Source organism: Exiguobacterium sp. BRG2 (assembly GCF_031844245.1).
In the GTDB taxonomy this organism is placed as follows: domain Bacteria; phylum Bacillota; class Bacilli; order Exiguobacteriales; family Exiguobacteriaceae; genus Exiguobacterium_A.
Genome location: NZ_JAUZUW010000003.1, coordinates 317,504 through 334,921 on the forward strand (window position 1 = coordinate 317,504; position 17,418 = coordinate 334,921).

16 protein-coding genes and 1 other annotated feature are annotated in these 17,418 nt (G+C 43.1%); of the genes, 12 read left to right on the forward strand and 4 right to left on the reverse strand.

Going from position 1 to position 17,418, the window contains the following annotated elements:
* Window positions 1–41: 41 nt before the first annotated feature.
* Window positions 42–1,685 carry a peptide ABC transporter substrate-binding protein gene (locus Q9R23_RS06615; RefSeq protein ID WP_214746461.1) on the forward strand — a complete coding sequence of 548 codons (1,644 nt, stop codon included), beginning with the start codon at window positions 42–44 and terminating at the stop codon, window positions 1,683–1,685.
* Between the two features lie 97 nt (window positions 1,686–1,782).
* Here the strand turns inward: Q9R23_RS06615 and trpS are convergent, their stop codons facing one another.
* Window positions 1,783–2,784 carry a tryptophan--tRNA ligase gene (gene trpS / locus Q9R23_RS06620; RefSeq protein WP_056062436.1) on the reverse strand — a complete coding sequence of 334 codons (1,002 nt, stop codon included), beginning with the start codon at window positions 2,782–2,784 and terminating at the stop codon, window positions 1,783–1,785.
* A 51-nt stretch (window positions 2,785–2,835) separates the two neighbouring features.
* Window positions 2,836–3,041 (reverse strand) — a binding site (T-box leader).
* A 56-nt stretch (window positions 3,042–3,097) separates the two neighbouring features.
* Entirely contained in the window at window positions 3,098–3,478 is a 381-nt protein-coding gene (locus Q9R23_RS06625) for a DUF3899 domain-containing protein (protein WP_311246641.1), read from the reverse strand.
* A 272-nt stretch (window positions 3,479–3,750) separates the two neighbouring features.
* Between Q9R23_RS06625 and Q9R23_RS06630 the strand changes: the two genes are divergently transcribed.
* The 5 genes from Q9R23_RS06630 to Q9R23_RS06650 all read left to right on the forward strand — a co-directional run bounded on the left by Q9R23_RS06630 (window position 3,751) and on the right by Q9R23_RS06650 (window position 9,712).
* Complete coding sequence (locus Q9R23_RS06630; protein WP_214853139.1) at window positions 3,751–5,364, forward strand: peptide ABC transporter substrate-binding protein; 1,614 nt, start codon at window positions 3,751–3,753, stop codon at window positions 5,362–5,364.
* Window positions 5,365–5,695: 331 nt separating this feature from the next.
* A complete protein-coding gene (gene opp3b / locus Q9R23_RS06635) occupies window positions 5,696–6,622 on the forward strand; it encodes an oligopeptide ABC transporter permease (RefSeq protein ID WP_035406592.1) in 927 nt (308 codons plus the stop codon).
* Complete coding sequence (gene opp3C, locus Q9R23_RS06640; RefSeq protein WP_035406596.1) at window positions 6,622–7,653, forward strand: oligopeptide ABC transporter permease; 1,032 nt, start codon at window positions 6,622–6,624, stop codon at window positions 7,651–7,653. The genes opp3b and opp3C overlap by 1 nt, the downstream gene beginning before the upstream one ends.
* A 32-nt stretch (window positions 7,654–7,685) precedes the next feature.
* Window positions 7,686–8,759, forward strand: a complete 1,074-nt coding sequence (locus Q9R23_RS06645; protein ID WP_035406599.1) for an ABC transporter ATP-binding protein — start codon at window positions 7,686–7,688, stop codon at window positions 8,757–8,759.
* Window positions 8,759–9,712: an ABC transporter ATP-binding protein gene (locus Q9R23_RS06650; RefSeq protein WP_035406602.1), complete on the forward strand. Its 954-nt coding sequence runs from the start codon at window positions 8,759–8,761 to the stop codon at window positions 9,710–9,712. The genes Q9R23_RS06645 and Q9R23_RS06650 overlap by 1 nt, the downstream gene beginning before the upstream one ends.
* A gap of 46 nt (window positions 9,713–9,758) precedes the next feature.
* Here Q9R23_RS06650 and Q9R23_RS06655 read toward each other — a convergent pair whose 3' ends face one another.
* Window positions 9,759–10,292 (reverse strand): HD domain-containing protein, encoded by a 534-nt coding sequence (locus Q9R23_RS06655; protein WP_035406605.1) that lies wholly within the window; start codon window positions 10,290–10,292, stop codon window positions 9,759–9,761.
* A 222-nt stretch (window positions 10,293–10,514) separates the two neighbouring features.
* On the opposite strand from Q9R23_RS06655, the gene Q9R23_RS06660 reads away from it, so the two are divergent.
* The 3 genes from Q9R23_RS06660 (at window position 10,515) to mecA (ending at window position 12,021) form a co-directional block, all read left to right on the forward strand.
* On the forward strand, window positions 10,515–10,652 hold the full coding sequence (locus Q9R23_RS06660; protein ID WP_023468890.1) for a hypothetical protein: 138 nt from the start codon (window positions 10,515–10,517) through the stop codon (window positions 10,650–10,652).
* A 172-nt stretch (window positions 10,653–10,824) separates the two neighbouring features.
* Window positions 10,825–11,223, forward strand: coding sequence for a transcriptional regulator SpxA (gene spxA / locus Q9R23_RS06665; RefSeq protein WP_012370920.1), 399 nt, complete (start codon window positions 10,825–10,827; stop codon window positions 11,221–11,223).
* Window positions 11,224–11,394: 171 nt separating this feature from the next.
* Window positions 11,395–12,021 carry an adaptor protein MecA gene (mecA, locus tag Q9R23_RS06670; RefSeq protein WP_214853154.1) on the forward strand — a complete coding sequence of 209 codons (627 nt, stop codon included), beginning with the start codon at window positions 11,395–11,397 and terminating at the stop codon, window positions 12,019–12,021.
* Between the two features lie 62 nt (window positions 12,022–12,083).
* On the opposite strand, the gene Q9R23_RS06675 is transcribed toward mecA, so the two are convergent.
* Complete coding sequence (locus tag Q9R23_RS06675; protein WP_290754915.1) at window positions 12,084–12,806, reverse strand: SDR family NAD(P)-dependent oxidoreductase; 723 nt, start codon at window positions 12,804–12,806, stop codon at window positions 12,084–12,086.
* Between the two features lie 70 nt (window positions 12,807–12,876).
* Between Q9R23_RS06675 and cls the strand changes: the two genes are divergently transcribed.
* The 3 genes from cls (at window position 12,877) to pepF (ending at window position 17,224) form a co-directional block, all read left to right on the forward strand.
* The gene (gene cls / locus Q9R23_RS06680; RefSeq protein WP_214853158.1) at window positions 12,877–14,388 is read left to right on the forward strand and encodes a cardiolipin synthase; all 1,512 of its coding nucleotides are present in this window, start codon (window positions 12,877–12,879) and stop codon (window positions 14,386–14,388) included.
* Between the two features lie 18 nt (window positions 14,389–14,406).
* The gene (locus Q9R23_RS06685; protein WP_290754914.1) at window positions 14,407–15,357 is read left to right on the forward strand and encodes a competence protein CoiA family protein; all 951 of its coding nucleotides are present in this window, start codon (window positions 14,407–14,409) and stop codon (window positions 15,355–15,357) included.
* Between the two features lie 64 nt (window positions 15,358–15,421).
* Complete coding sequence (pepF, locus tag Q9R23_RS06690; RefSeq protein ID WP_035406619.1) at window positions 15,422–17,224, forward strand: oligoendopeptidase F; 1,803 nt, start codon at window positions 15,422–15,424, stop codon at window positions 17,222–17,224.
* The last annotated feature ends 194 nt before the right edge of the window (window positions 17,225–17,418 follow it).

Consider the following 17,418-nt stretch of genomic DNA (forward strand, 5'->3'; position numbering starts at 1 on the left):
ACAGTATCATTTTTTTAGAAACCTAGGGGGGTCATCGTAACATGAAGAAGAAAAGCTTTGCTTTAGCTACATCGGTAGCACTCGTATCAAGTGCGTTCCTCGCAGCTTGTTCGACAACGGATTCAGGCGACAAATCGGGCGACACAGGTTCAAGCAAAAAATCCAATGATCAAACACTTAATTTGATCGAAGGTTCGGATATTCCGACACTCAACCCGACGACTTCAACAGACTCAGTTTCATTTAACGTATTGAACAACACGATGGAGGGTCTTTACCGTCTTGATGACAAGCAGCAGCCGACTCCAGGTATCGCTGAGAGTCATACAGTCTCAGATGACAAATTAACATACACGTTCAAATTACGTGATGCAAAATGGTCTGATGGTACACCACTTACGGCAAAAGATTTCGAATATGCATGGAAAGAAGTTCTAAATCCTGAAAACGCTTCACAGTATGCATACGTCTTTTACAATATCGAAGGTGCAGAAGAGTACAATACGAAAAAAGGCGATCGTGATGCTGTCGGTGTTAAAGCAGTCGATGACAAAACGCTCGAAGTTAAGTTAAAAGCACCTGCAGATTACTTCCTCGGACTCACTGGATTCGGACCATTCATGCCGAAATCAGAAGAACTCTCGAAGAAAATCGGGAAAGACTTCGGTTCGACTGCAGACAAGGCGCTCTACAACGGACCATTCAAGTTAACAGAATGGACACGTGAACAAGGCTGGAAAATGGTTAAAAACGATAACTACTGGGATAAAGATGCCGTCAAACTTAAAACGATCAACGTTAAGGTCGTTAAAGAGACAGCGACAGGTGTTAACCTTTACGAAAAAGGTGACATCGACCGTACAGGTCTAACTTCTGAGTTCGTTGCTCAGTACAAAGACAATAAAGAATTTAAAACAAAAGGTGAATCAACGATCTTCTACCTTAACCTCAACACAAAGGTAAAAGCGCTTGATAATGAAAAAATCCGTCGCGCCATCGATATGGGTTACAACAAAAAAGGAATCACGGATGTCATCCTTGCAAACGGATCACTTCCAGCAAACTACCTCGTACCAAAAGATTTCGCAAAAGATGCTGACGGAAAAGATTTCCGCGACAAGTATCCGGCATTCAACGAATACAATGCCGATGAAGCGAAAAAACTCTGGGAAGAGGGTCTCAAAGAAATCGGTCAAAAATCGGTTGATCTTGAGCTCTTGAACTACGATAGCGACGATGCTAAGAAAATCGGTGAGTTCTTGAAAGGGGAACTTGAGAAAAACCTTCCAGGTATGAAGGTTACGATCAAACAACAACCATTCAAAAACAAACTTGATCTTGAAAACAAAGGTGATTTCGAGTTCTCATTCGCTGGCTGGGGTCCTGACTACCAAGATCCAATGACGTTCCTCGATCTCTTCGTCACGGGCGGACCATACAACCGTGGTAAATGGTCGGACAAAGAGTACGATAAACTCATCAAAGATGCACAAACTCAAACAGATGCAACAAAACGTTGGTCTGAACTACAAGAAGCTGAGAAAATCCTTCTTGATTCAGCAGCAATCTCACCTGTTTATCAGCGTGGACGTGCATTCCTCGTTAAACCATACGTCAAAGGAGTCGTCGAGCATAACTTCGGCGCAGACTTCTCTTACAAATGGGCTTCAATCGAAGGAAAATAAGCAAAATAAAAACTACTTCCGATTTGATTCGGAAGTAGTTTTTTGTTTGGAAATATCAAAAAAGACCGGAGCATTCCGATCTCTTTTGGAGAAAATCTTATTTTTTTACTTTGGCACGCTTCCGCTGTAAGCCCATTGCCTTTTCGATTTTCGCGAGTTTTTTGGCAGCGACTGCTTCTGCGCGATCACGTCCAGCGTCAAGAATTTGATCGAGTTCTTCAGAGTCAATCAATTCATAATAGCGCTGTTGAATCGGTTCGAGTTCCGCAATGATCGCTTCTGCGACATCTGCTTTGAATGTTCCATAATTCGAGCCCTCGTATTTTGCTTCAAGAGCTGGAATCGAGATACCAGCGAGTAGGGAATAGATCTCAAGTAAATTCGACACACCTGGTTTGTTTTCACGATCGAATTTTACGATGCCTTCTGAGTCTGTGACAGCTGATTTCACTTTTTTACGAATGACATCTGGTGCGTCAAGCATCGAGATGAAGCCTTTCGGATTTTGATCAGATTTTGACATCTTTTTATCTGGCGTCGTCAAACTCATGATCCGGGCACCTGATTCAGCAATGATCGGTTCTGGTAATGTGAACGTCTCATAATAGCGGCTATTAAATCGTTGGGCTAAATCGCGCGTTAACTCAATGTGTTGTTTTTGATCGTCACCGACCGGAACGAGTTCCGCGTCGTAGAGAAGGATATCAGCTGCCATGAGCGTCGGGTAGACGAACAACCCTGCACCAATCCGCTCTTTTCCTTGTGATTTATCTTTATATTGCGTCATACGTTCTAGTTCACCCATACCGGAAAGACATGTCAACATCCAGCCGAGTTGCGCGTGCGCTTTGACTTCTGATTGAACGAAAATCGTTGATTTTTCTGGGTTCAGACCACTTGCGATATAAAGAGCAGCAAGGGCGCGTGTATTGTTCATCAGTTCGACACGATCGATATCGACCGTGATGGAGTGCAGATCGACGACGCAGTAATATGCATCATGACCGTCCTGTAAGTTCACGAAGTGTTTCATGGCACCTAAGTAATTTCCGAGTGTGACCGTTCCGGTTGGTTTGATACCTGAGAAAATCGTTTTCATAATGAAATCCCTCCAAATAATAAGATCAAAATAAAAAACGCCCCTTGAAAATCAAGGGACGAGTCATCGCGTTGCCACCCAAGTTGCTATTTACATAGCCGCTCAATTTGCTGTAATGGGCAAACCCATCTGACTCTACTTGATTCGAATCAGCCACTCGAAAGTCCATTCACTTAGGCATCACCTGTCCATTTTCAGCACCATGGACTCTCTGAGAGGAATGGATCTAAGTTACTACTCTTTGTCGTCGTGTTTTCTTGTTTGATTAGTTTGAGTTTACCATACCTGAGATAGAGCGTCACGTTGATTTCGTTTAAAAATAGGAGATGATCAGCGAGACGACGATGAAGATGACACCGCTTGAGACGTAGGGTTTCGTCCGTGCTGAAGCACGGCGTTGCTTTTTGCGAAGCACTTCTTCCTCCTCGTCTTCATCTTCGTAATAATCGCCATCAATCTCTCGCAACTTTGCTTCCCGCTGCTTTTTGAATCCAGCTGTCATGCCGCGGAAGAAGCCGTTAGCAGACATGTTCGAGAAGAATCCTACTGCAATTAACAAGAATCCTGCTATGAATAAACCACCAGACAGATGATACAGGATACCGTGTGTCGAATCCGTCATGGTTGCCCAAATCGTATAAAGCAGAACAAGAATGACCGCAACGATGACCGGTCGGAAATACGTCGATCGCATGAAAATCCCCCTTTACGTACATAGATATTCTTAGTATACGAAACTTTTAACGCTGTTACGAATCGGTAACAAACGAATGATGCAAAATAGCAAATAGTGTGACTATTCACTTGACGTTAATGCTATTCTCACATAAAATCAATTTATCACTTCGTTTAAGTTTTTGAAACTAGGTCAATGCATTTTGGGGAATACATTGCAGTTTCGACGGGACGTTATTGATGTCATAGGCATTATGGGAACTTGGAAATTGAAAAGGAGATGACTTACCGATGAAGAAAAAAACAGTCGGTCTCGCTTTATCAGTCATGCTTGCAGGAAGCGCTGTGCTTGCTGGATGTTCGACAGGTGGCGGAGACAAAGATTCAGGTTCGACAGACGGCAAGAAAAATCTACGTTTAACGGACACTTCGGATATTACGACAGTGGACCCAGCGAAAGCTACGGATTCCGTCGCTTTCAACATGATCGGAAACACGATGGAAGGTCTTTATCGTTTAGACAAGGACGGAAAAGCGATTCCAGCACTTGCAGAAAAAACGGATATCTCAAGCGACAATTTGACGTATACGTTCACGCTTCGTGATTCGAAATGGTCAGACGGTTCACCCGTCAAAGCACAAGATTTTGAATTCGCGTGGAAACGTGCTGCTGATCCAAAAACAGGTTCTAGTTACTCATACATCTTTGACACGTTAAAAAACGGCGCTGATGTTACACAAGGTAAAAAGCCTGTTGATGAACTAGGTGTTAAAGCAATCGATGATAAAACGTTAGAAGTAAAACTCGAGCGTCCAGCTCCGTATTTCCTCTCACTGACATCGTTCGGTACGTATACACCGATCAGTGAAGACTTCTACAAGAAAAACGAAAAAGACTTCTCGCTCAAACCAGATAAATTGCTTTATAACGGGCCTTTCGTTTGGGAATCTTGGAAAACGGATTCAAAACGTGTCCTGAAGAAAAACGACAACTACTGGGATAAAGATGCTGTCAAACTCGACGAAGTCACGATCAGTGTCGTTAAAGATACGTCAACAGTCGCAAACTTGTATGATTCAAATGAAATTGATTACGCAGGTCTGACTTCAGAGCAAGTTGAAGCTTACAAATCGAAGCCTGAATTCAAGACAGCGCTTCGTTCTTCAATCGCTTATCTGAAGTTCAATAACGAAGATGCAACGATGAAAGATGTCAATGCACGTAAAGCAATCGCTCGTGCGATCGATCCAAAAGGTATCACGGATACGCTTCTTGCGAATGGTTCAATTCCAACAACAAGCTTCATTCCAAAAGACTTTGTCAAGGATGCATCAGGTAAAGACTACACGAGCGACATCAACTGGTTCGATCGTGATGCGAAAGAAGCAGCAGATCTTTGGAAAAAAGCAAATGGCGATAAGAAAACGACGATTGAATTGCTTTCGTTCGATAGTGAAGATGCGAAGAAAATCGGTGAGTACATGAAAGGTCAAATCGAGAAGAATCTTCCGAACGTCACTGTCTCAATTAAGCAACAGCCGTTCAAGAACAAACTCGATCTTGAAGCAAAAGGAGATTACCAAATCTCTTACTCACTTTGGGGTCCGGATTACCAAGATCCAATGTCTAACCTGTCCATCTTCGAATCAACGAACAGTCAAAATGACGTGAAGTACAAATCAGCTGCGTATGATAAATTATTAAACGCGGCAAACGACGAGTCAGATTTGACGAAGCGTTTAGATTTGTTCAAACAAGCTGAGGCACAATTGATTGAAAAAGATCAAGCCATCGCACCAATCTATCAAGCTGGTTCTGCATACTTGAGCCGTCCATCGGTTAAAGATTTTAACCGTCAATTGTTCGGAGCAGATTTCCAATACAAATATGTTGATGTGAAGTAATCGAGAACGGGAGCGTCCCTAAGTCAGTTCGGGTGCGCTCCTGTTTTATACTACTTTGAATGAACGGAAACTCATTTTTAGCGGAAATGTGAAATTTTCGTAAAAAAGTGGTTCTAATTACTTTGTTAGCAAAGTATAATGGAACCAAACGAAAAATTCTGACTATTGGACGACATTAAAAAAGCGTCTGATCGAACATCGAATCAAAGCACAATTAAAAAGAATTTTAAATTTTTATAACAAAATTCTTGAATGTTCCGACAATTGTGGGTCATACTGATTTTATTGATGTTTCGAAAAAACAGAAAATCTTTATAGGGGGTGCCATCTTATGGGCCGTTATTTAGCTCAACGCCTGGTTTACGGCGTATTGACGTTTTTACTCATCGCTTCGTTCACTTTCTTCCTGATGGATCTGCTACCAGGTTCACCATTCCAGAACCAGGAGAAACTTTCTCCTGAACAGTTGAATATCCTTCGGGATAAGTACAATTTGAATGATCCACTACCACAACGCTATGCAGCGTACATGGTTAACTTATTCCAAGGAGACCTTGGTGTATCGTTCAAATATGACAGCCGTCCAGTTACGGATTTAATTTCTGAACGAATTGGACCATCGGCTCAACTTGGAGTTCAAGCACTCGTACTTGGTGTACTCTTAGGTCTCGTACTTGGGGTAGTTGCTGCACTTCGTCACAACACAGTTGTCGACTACGGAGCAATGTTCATCTCGGTTCTCGGGATTTCAGTACCATCTTTCGTATTTGCCTCACTCCTTCAGTATTATGTCGGCGTGAAATGGGGCGCTTTGCCAGTAGCGTTCTGGGAAAGTCCGGCGCATACGATTCTACCAACGATTTCGTTGTCTCTTGGGGTCACCGCCTCGATTGCCCGATTCGTAAGGACGGAAATGCTTGAGGTTACAGGTCAGGATTACGTCACGTTAGCTAAAGCAAAAGGCCTAGATGGTCAATCAATCACTTGGAAACACATGGTTCGGAATGCATTGATTCCTGCTATTACGATTCTTGGACCTATGACTGCTGCATTGATCACAGGTACATTTGTCATCGAAAAAATCTTTGCTGTACCTGGACTTGGTGAGTTGTTCGTATCGTCAATCACACAAAATGACTATACAGTTATCATGGGTACGACGCTGTTCTTCTCGGCAATCTTCATTCTCATGATTTTGATCGTCGACTTGCTATACGGTGTCGTTGATCCACGGATTCGTTTGGGGGGTAGTAAATAATGGCTGAACAAAATTCAAATGCAAAAGCGGAACAGTTCGATTCATCGTTATTTCAACAAGTCGAGTTCAATGAACAAGCCGGTGAACGAATTGCCGGTAAAAGCTTAAACTTTTGGCAGGATGCTTGGATGCGCTTGCGTAAAAACAAAGCAGCGATCATTTCTCTTGTCTTGATCATCGTGATTGCCATCATGTCATTAGCGGGTCCTGCAATCTCTGGTAAAGATGCTTATACCCAAACAATCACTCAAGCTAAACTTCCACCTAAAGTAACAGGATTAGAGTGGGCTGGCTTTGATGGTATGGCAACACTTGGTGAGACACCAATCGATTTTTATAAACAAAAACAAGTAAAAGAAAATTATTGGTTTGGTACGGACCACCTTGGTCGTGATCTTTGGTCACGTGTCTGGGAAGGGACGAAAATTTCACTCTTCATCGGTTTGATGGCAGCGCTCATTGACGTTCTCGTCGGTGTCACATACGGTGGTATTTCAGCTTATTACGGCGGTCGTGTCGATAATATCATGCAACGGATCGCGGAAATCCTGACAGGGGTACCGAACTTAATCTTGATCATCCTCTTCATCTTGATTCTTGAACCAGGAATCACGACGATCATCCTCGCGATGACGATTACTGGTTGGATCGGGATGAGTCGACTCGTTCGTGGTCAGATCCTGAAACTAAAGAACCAAGAATTCGTTCTCGCAGCACGTACACTTGGTGCTTCTAGCGCACGTTTAGTCTTCAAACATTTGATTCCAAATACCTTGGGTACAATCATCATCTCGCTCATGTTCACGATTCCTGGGGCAATCTTCTTCGAAGCTTTCCTAAGCTTCATCGGTCTTGGGCTTGCACCACCGCAACCGTCGCTTGGTACACTGATCAATGAAGGGTACAAAGAACTTAAGACGTTTCCTTTCTTGCTCGTCGTTCCATCGACAGTGCTCGTACTCCTCATGATCAGCTTCAACATGTTGGCAGATGGATTACGTGATGCGTTCGATCCACGTCTACGTCGCTAACAAATATTAGATTAGAGAGGAGCTCATCCAAAATGGAAACAATCTTGTCAGTCCGCGACCTGAACGTCGCTTTCCATACGTACGCCGGGACGGTACAAGCCGTCCGCGGAGTATCGTTCGATTTAAAAAAAGGTGAAACACTCGCAATCGTTGGTGAGTCCGGTTCTGGTAAATCGGTTACTTCAAAAGCCATCATGCGTCTGATTCCAAATCCGCCAGGTGAAATCACAAAAGGTGAGATCTTATTCGAAGGTCGCGATTTGGTTAAGCTTTCTGATAAAGAAATGCAAAAAGTACGCGGTCGTGATATCGCAATGATCTTCCAAGATCCAATGACATCACTTAATCCGACAATGACGATCTACAAACAGATTGCCGAAGGTTTAAAACGTCACCAAGGATTGACAGGTGATGCTGCTAAAAAACGTACGCTTGAATTACTGACGCTTGTAGGGATTCCAAACCCAGAAGCACGTCTGAAACAATATCCACACCAATTGTCTGGTGGGATGCGTCAACGGATCGTCATCGCAATCGCACTTGCTTGTAATCCGAAAGTCTTGATTGCCGATGAGCCGACGACAGCACTCGATGTTACGATTCAAGCGCAAATCCTTGAGTTATTGAAAGACATTCAACAAAAAACGGGTACAGCGATCATCTTCATCACGCACGATTTAGGCGTCGTAGCGAACATGGCCGATCGTGTAGCGGTCATGTATGCAGGTAAATTAATTGAGAAGGGTACAGTCGATGAGATTTTCTACGAGCCACGTCATCCATATACTTGGGGACTCCTTGGTTCAATGCCACGTCCATCGGATGACCGTTCACAAGATTTACCGGCGATTCCAGGAACACCACCTAACTTACTTCATCCACCAGTCGGTGACGCGTTTGCACCACGAAATAAATATGCAATGAAGATTGATTTTGAAAAAGAACCTCCTTTCTTCAAAATTACAGATACTCACGAAGCGGCGACATGGTTGCTCCATCCACAAGCACCGTATGTTGAGCCACCACTTGCAATTCGGGATCTGGCGTTGAAATACCGCCCAGATAGCGTATTCGCGAAATCGCTTCTGAAAGGCGGTCTGAAATAATGGAAAACCGTAATAAATTACTTGAAGTAAAAAACTTGAAGCAACACTTCAACATTGGACGCGGACGTGTCGTTAAAGCGGTTGATGGTTTATCATTCGATATCTATGAAGGCGAAGTACTTGGTCTTGTAGGTGAATCAGGTTGTGGTAAATCAACGACTGGTCGCTCAATCATCGGATTGTATGAGGCGACAGACGGCGAAGTCATGTTCAAAGGTGAAAACGTTCATGGTAAAAAGTCGCGTAAAGATAAACTGAAGTTCAACCGTGCTATGCAAATGATTTTCCAAGACCCTTATGCGTCACTTAACCCACGGATGACAGTCGGTGATATCATCGCTGAGGGAATTGATATTCATGGTCTAGCAAAGTCGAAAGACGAGCGGAATAACCGTGTGTACGATTTACTCGAAACAGTTGGTTTGACGAAAGAACATGCGAGCCGTTACCCACACGAGTTCTCAGGTGGTCAGCGTCAACGGATTGGAATCGCGCGTGCGCTTGCTGTAGAACCGGACTTCATCATCGCGGATGAGCCAATCTCGGCACTTGACGTATCGATTCAAGCGCAGGTCGTCAACTTGATGAAAAAACTGCAACGTGACCGTAGTTTGACTTACTTGTTCATCGCCCACGACTTATCGATGGTAAAATATATCTCGGATCGTATCGGCGTTATGTACCAAGGTCACCTCGTTGAACTATGTAGTGCGGATCGCTTATATGAGAATCCGGTCCATGCTTATACGAAATCGCTCTTGTCTGCGATTCCTCTTCCGGATCCAGAGCACGAGCGTACGCGTAAGCGGATCGTTTATGATCGTCCGACGAGTGGACCTGTTGGTAAATCAGATGAAGATTCAAGCATTCCACCACTTCGTGAAATCGAACCAGGTCATTTTGTTTCGATGACGGATGCAGAACTGGAAGCATATCAAGCGCAACTCGTATAATTGTTTAAAACAAAAGGCATTTCCACGTTGATCGTGGAAACGCCTTTTAATTTTCTGATGCAATTCGTGGAAGATGCGCGAAGCGATGAACGACAGAATCAATCGCATCAAGACGGCGCATGGCTTCATCAAAATCGATTTTTTCATAGTGATGTAGTCCGCCTGGTTGTTCTTCTAGCGTATCCGCATCATGCACAAGTTGTTGAAGTGGTGTCCGATTGATTGCACCAGGTGGAAGATACGAATCCGTATGCAAGAGAACGGCAAGTGCGATTTCTTTGGCGCGTGCTGGTTCTTCACCAAGGCGAATCAAAAGTTTATGGGCGCGTTCAGCCCCTTTAATGGCATGAATATCATTTTGACGATAGAGATCATAGTTCCAAGTGCCATCGGTATACCATTCGTAATGCCCGATGTCATGGAGGAGTGCAGCTTTCGTAGCTGTATCCGCATCTAAACCTCGCTTCGTAGCGAGCGTCAGAGCGCGTTCAGCTACTGAAATCGCATGATTCAAGCCAGAACGGGATAAATATTTTTGAGCGATCGGATGATCGAGAATAGTGACGAGTGTTAATGACATGAATGAAAAACTCCTTCCTGAGCGTTGATATTTCTATACACTCTACAGAAAATTGAAAGAAATTGCAACTGTTTTTCATTACTCAATCGACAATCTCACATATTTAATTGCTTAAAGTAGGAATAGATTATTGATATACGTGGTATACTTACTATGTAGAAGATGATTATTTTGCTTTCGTAGGTTGTTAGTTCTGTTTCGGACCGATTGGGGTGTCGGAATATGAAAGAACGTGACAAAAAGAAAAAGCTGAAGAAGCGCCTTTTGCGGGATATTTTAGAGAAAAAACTAAAAGAAATGAAACTTCCTAAAGCAAAAGAGACGATTTCTCAGCCATTTGATCACACGCCAGCTTGTTAAAGCCACGTGGTGGCTTTAACAAGCTTTTTTACGAAAAGTTCTTTCATCTTTATAAAAAAGCTAGGTTTTCTGCTTTATTAGATGTAAACTGTCAAGTAATAGAACCATCATCGATATCTATGTATTCACTTAGGTGTTGAATGATGTTAAATCAGGGGGAGGATGTTTTTCAATGGTAACACTCTATACTTCACCAAGTTGTACTTCTTGTCGGAAAGCACGCGCGTGGCTTGAAGAACATGAAATCCCGTTCGTAGAACGTAATATTTTTTCAGAACCATTATCGCTCGATGAAATCAAACAGATTCTTCGAATGACGGAAGATGGAACGGACGAGATTATCTCAACGCGTTCAAAAGTCTTCTCGAAACTCGATGTTTCCGTTGAAAACTTATCGTTGCAGCACCTATACGATTTAATTCAAGAATATCCTGGATTATTGCGTCGTCCGATTTTGATTGACGAAAAACGTCTTCAAGTAGGATATAACGAGGATGAAATCCGTCGATTCTTACCACGCAAGGTGCGTACATTCCAACTTTTGGAAGCACAGCGTCTTGTAAACGAGTAATTTTAAAAAGCACGCTGCCTCGTGAGCAGTGTGCTTTTTGTTACCGATAAAAAAGGTTAAAATAAAGATAACAAAGGAATAGAAATATATCCTTCGGATTCGAAAGTGTGAATCCAAGTCATGTCCTCGTTCGTATTCTAAATAAGGAACGAGAAGAAAGGAGTGGACAGATTGAAAATCGAACGCGTCAATGACAATACGGTCAAGTTCTTCATCACTTATACTGACATCGAACGCCGTGGTTTTGCCCGAGATGAGATTTGGTATAATCGGGAACGGGGAGAACAGTTATTCTGGCAGATGATGGACGAAGCGAATGAAAAAGAGTCCATCTCCTTCGAAGGTCCACTATGGATACAAGTGCAAGCTTTTGAAAAAGGTCTTGAAGTCACTGTAACGATCGCAAAAAATGCAGTCGATGGTGAACAAGTCGATGAAGACGAACTCGATTCACTTTTACGATCAGCGATGTCTGAGACAGAAGATAAAGATACAGAATTAAGCCAGGATGTCTTATTCGAAACGCATGATTTCGAGCATATCATTGCGCTTAGTCAATATGCGAATGCTCCTGTCTTCGCAGAACTTGAAACAGCGCTTTACCAAAAGGATGGACTTTATCTACTACATGTTCATTTCGAAGATGATGTGGATGTAGAAGCACAAGAAAATGTCATGAGTTTAATTGCTGAATATCTTCACTTCAGCGAACAAACGATTCATCCTGTCGCTGAATATGGAAAACAAATCATTGCTTCAGATGTCTTTGCCTTTATTCGGAAACACTTTCCGAACTAAAGGAACTAAAAGCGCGAGTAAAAGGAGGATCACGAATCGTGATACCTCCTTTTATTCTGACATTAAGTGAGGGTATATCCACCGTCTACGATAAGGGCTTGCCCATTGATGTAACTCGCTTTATTCGAGAGTAAGAAACAAACGACTTCTGCGATTTCAGAAGGTTGTGCAGGTTCGCCACGAAGATGATGCTTCATCGCAAGATCAAACTTATCTTTCCCGCCATATAATGCGTGGCTCAGTGATGTGTCGACCGGTCCCGGACAAATGGCATTAAAACGATACTTGCCATGGAAGCGGGCAGCGTATGTCTTTGTCAGTGTCAATAAAGCGCTCTTAGACGATGCATAGGGTAAGAGCATGGCGGGAAACTTGACGTGACCGACAATGGCGCTATTATTGACGATAGAGGCACCTTTTGAGAAACGTTTCGTCGCGAGCTGGATGATTCGTTCAGGGGCATGATAATTCACTTGGAACACTTCTTTTTGTTGATCGGTGATTCTCTCGGGTGCGACGGGTTTTCCAAATGTCCCTGCATTATTAAAAATCCCGTCGATTTCTGGAAAATCTTCGAGTGTTTCTTCAAAGAACCTGTCGATGGCAGAGGAATCAGTCAAGTCGACAGGGAAGAAATATAAACGTCCTTCTCCGCTAGATTCAAGAGAAGCTCCTTTGTCTTGATTACGACCAATGGCAAGAACGGTATGACCTTCTCGAATCAGTTGGAGGGCAGTTGCTTCTCCGATTCCACTTGTTGCACCAGTAATGATATACGTACCCATTTAAACGCTTCCTTTCTGTCATGAGTTCTTAACTACAATTTTTACAACATACATAAAAGGAGGGGGATTCATGCTACGACGTGTACAACTTCTCATGACCCTCATCTTGACCATCGGTTTAATCGCCTTTTTATCCTACTATTGGAGCGTCTATATGGTAGGCTGGCTGTCCATCGTCATCATTTTGGTCGTCATGAGCGTGTTCATCATCATTTTGCTTGAAAATCGTAACCCAGAACGCACACTCGTCTGGGCACTTGTCATGATGGCACTACCTGTTGTCGGCGTGTTTGTTTATTTTACGTTTGGTCAGAACTACCGCCGGAAACGAATGTTTCGATTGAAAGCAATGCTTGATGAAGAGTCTTATATTAAATACCGTACCCAGTTTAAAACAGCAGTACACCAATCAGTGTTCCAAGAAGGACATTATGGAAAAGTTGTCACACTTATCGATTCGATCAGTCGACTTCCGATTTCGTATAATACACATACAAGAATTTTGACGAATGGTCAGGAGAAATTTCCGATTCTTTTAGAAGAAATTCGTCAAGCACAACATCATATCCATTTGGAGTACTATATCGTACGGGATGACGAGCTCGCATTGCAGTTACAGGAAGTATTGATTGAAAAGGCACAACAAGGAATTGAAGTCCGTTTTCTTTATGATGCCGTCGGGTGTTTTTCGACAGATAAGCATTATTTCAAGAAGATGCAGGAGGCAGGTGTTGAAGTTCGGGCATTCTTCCCTGTCGTATTACCGTTCATTTCGAGTAAGTCCAACTACCGAAATCATCGGAAGATCGTTGTCATTGATGGAACAGTTGCTTTTACGGGTGGAATTAACGTTGGGGACGAGTATATCGGTCGCGATCAGCATTTTGGATTTTGGCGTGATACGCATCTTCTTGTACGCGGAGAAGCTGTTTCTGAACTTCAATTAATTTTTCTCCAAGACTGGTACTATATGACGGGGGAACGCCTGTTTACACCGTTTTATATGGAACCACTGGAATATGTCGATGAAGCAACGGGAGGCGTTCAAATCATTGCCAGTGGACCTGATGAGCCACATGAGGCAATGAAGTCACTTTACTTCGGACTCATCACAGAAGCGCGTGAATCTGTTTACATTGCATCTCCATATTTAATACCAGATGAAGATTTGATGACAGCACTAAAGACAGCCGCTATGTCTGGAATTGATGTTCGTATTCTTCTGCCAAGCTTTCCGGATCATAAAATCGTATTTTATGCGAGTCGCTCTTACTTTGATGATTTACTCCAGGCTGGTGTGAAAATCTATGAGTATAACAAAGGATTCATGCATTCGAAAGTCATCGTCGTGGATGACGCCATCGCAACGATTGGAACAGCAAATATGGATTTACGGAGTTTTCATTTGAATTTCGAGGTAAACGCTTTTTTATACGGAACAAATTCGGTTCATCAATTAACACGTGATTTTTATGAGGATTTTAGCCAGTCTACACAAGTTGATGCTGATTTGTTTCATCGTCGTCCATTACGCCGCCGTTTAGTTGAATCAATTTCACGCTTATTCTCACCGCTACTCTAGCAAAAGGGGACGATGCTGATGTTTGAAGCTATTGATGGGTCAGGTAAACGCATTCTGATTCATAGGTTTTCTGTCCATGAATTAAAAGCGATGTCCTTACGTTGTCCGTATTGTCTGAAGCCATTGCGCGTCAGGCAGGGACGACGACCACATTTTGCACATATCTCAGCATGTTCAGGAGAAAGTAGCTTACATGTATCTTGGAAACGACGAATTGCAGATTCGTTGAGGAATGCAGGCGTTCGCGTCGAGACCGAATGGACGATTGGACAGCGACGCTTCGACCTGTGGATTCCGGAAAAAGAGATTGGGATTGAAATTCAGCGTTCTCCGATGTCGGCAGATGAATGGATTAGACGAGCAAGACTTGATGCGAAACAAGGACAAACGGTTCGTTGGATTGGGTTTCATCCGTCACATGGTGTCACATTTCGTTTACAAGGATGGATGCGTCAAGCCTTCTTAGAAAATGAGTATTTGGACTTGATCGTTGACAATCAAATCCGACGGTTTCGACATCCGGTTCCTTTTGCGAAACATTATGTCTATTGTACCGTTCAATCCCTTTCATTATCCGACTTCCTTTCGACGGAACTTCCATCATTTCCTCGGAAATTTTCAATGGCTCGATGGCAAGGAATCGTCTTGCGCTATCGACAGCGTCCTTTTTATCCTTCGTTACCTCCACGAATGCTTAAACTTCCATTATATGAGGCAGGCTTTCATCTTCTGAATCTGCCGTCATCGGTCTTTCTTCCGATCGGTCACTTATTATCGTATCCCGTTCATCCTTTTGAGTTTCAAATGGCAGTCTTTTTGCGGTTAAAAGGGGTTTATTCCTCTACTGCTTTAGAACAAGCCGTCTTTCATTTACTTCATCGATTGGATATCCCGTTTGAACGACCGATGATCGATTTACTTATCACGGAATGGTTAGAGCGGATCGAGGAGGCGAATCGGCTGTTTTAGCAGGAGCACTTCGATTGTTTGTCGAAAAGAAAACAGGTATAACTGAATTAAAGGAGTGAGGGAAATGGCAGAAGTATTAACACGTCAAGATGTTGACGTTTCAGAAACTTGGAATCTAGAATCGATTTATGCATCAAACGAAGCGTGGGAAGAAGAATTTGAATCGGTAAAAGCGATGCTTCCATTACTCGTCGAGTATAAGGGTCGTCTTGGACAGAGTGCGGATACACTCTATGAAGGGTTACAGTTACGAGACGAAGTCTCAAGACGTCTTTATAAGCTCTATACATACGCGCACATGCGTTACGACGAAAATACAGCGGATAGTTTCTATCAAGCTATGAACGACCGTGCTCGGACGCTTGCGTCACAAATTGGAGCCACACTTGCTTTCATGACACCAGAACTGTTAGCTGTACCTGAAACAACAATAGAAGCATATCTAAATGAAAATGCAGACCTTGCGATGTACCGTCATGCATTTGATGAGTTGAACCAAGAACGCGAGCATGTGTTGACGGAAGCGGAAGAAGCGATTCTTGCGAAGGCGGGAGAAGTTCTCGGTCAATCCGGTACGACATTCGGTATGCTGAATAATGCAGATTTGACATTCCCAAAAATCAAGGGAGAAGACGGGGAAGAGACAGAATTGACACATGGTCGTTTCATCACATTCCTTGAATCATCTGATCGTTCTGTTCGGGAAGCCGCATTTAAAGCGATGTACGGAACGTATGCGAAATACACGAATACACTCGCTTCAACTCTTGCTGGGTCAGTTAAGAAAGACAACTTCTATGCAGATGTTCGGAAGTTTCCTTCTGCACGCGCGGCAGCCTTACATGGTAATGCAATCCCTGAATCCGTTTATGATGGGTTGGTTGAAGCGGTGCATGAGCACTTACCATTGCTTCATCGCTATGTTGCCTTACGTAAACGGGTCCTCGGTCTTGATGAGTTACACATGTACGATATGTATACCCCCCTCGTTTCTGAGGTCGAGATGAAGGTATCTTATGAAGAAGCGAAACAATTGATGGTCGAAGGGCTCGCGCCGCTTGGAGCAGAATATAAACATATTCTCGAAGAAGGGTTGTCTGAGCGCTGGGTTGATGTCCGGGAAACACGTGGTAAACGGAGTGGGGCATACTCTTCTGGTGCTTACGATACACAACCATTCATTTTGATGAACTGGCAAGATAACATCAATAATCTCTTTACGCTCGCACATGAATTCGGACATTCGGTTCATAGCTACTACACGCGGAAATCTCAACCATATCCATATGGCGATTATTCGATCTTCGTCGCAGAAGTCGCTTCAACAACGAATGAAGCGCTATTGAATGATTATTTATTGAAAAAAGTGACGGATCGTAAAGAAAAACTCTATCTGTTGAACAATCAACTTGAAACATTCCGTGGAACATTGTTCCGACAAACGATGTTCGCTGAGTTTGAACATGCAATTCATGATGCGGCGCGTCTTGGACAATCGTTGACACCAGAATTCTTGACGTCAACGTATTATGCCTTGAATCAAAAATACTTCGGAGAAGAGATTGTATTAGATGAAGAGATTGGTTTGGAGTGGGCTCGGATTCCACACTTCTATTACAATTACTATGTCTATCAGTATGCAACAGGCATTTCGGCGGCGGCTGCCTTGACGGATCAGATCCTAGAAGAAGGACAACCGGCTGTAGAACGTTACATCAATAATTTCTTAAAAGCGGGATCAAGCGATTATCCAATCGAAGTACTAAAAGCTGCTGGTGTTGATATGACAACAAAAGCACCAGTTGAAGCCGCACTTCGTCAATTTGAACGTGTCTTAGATGAATTCGAAGCGTTATTAGCAGAGTGACATCTTTGTGACAAAATGAACAAAGTGTGGAAAAGAAAAAAGACTCACGGTATACTTATATTGTGAAGAGGGTCACATTCCCCAGTCGATTCTCTTTTTCCCCCATCCAATGGTCAAAAGAAGAAGTCCTTCTCGTCATGAAGGACTTCTTCTTTTTCTATGAGTGAACACCAAAAAAAGGACAGTTCAGCTTC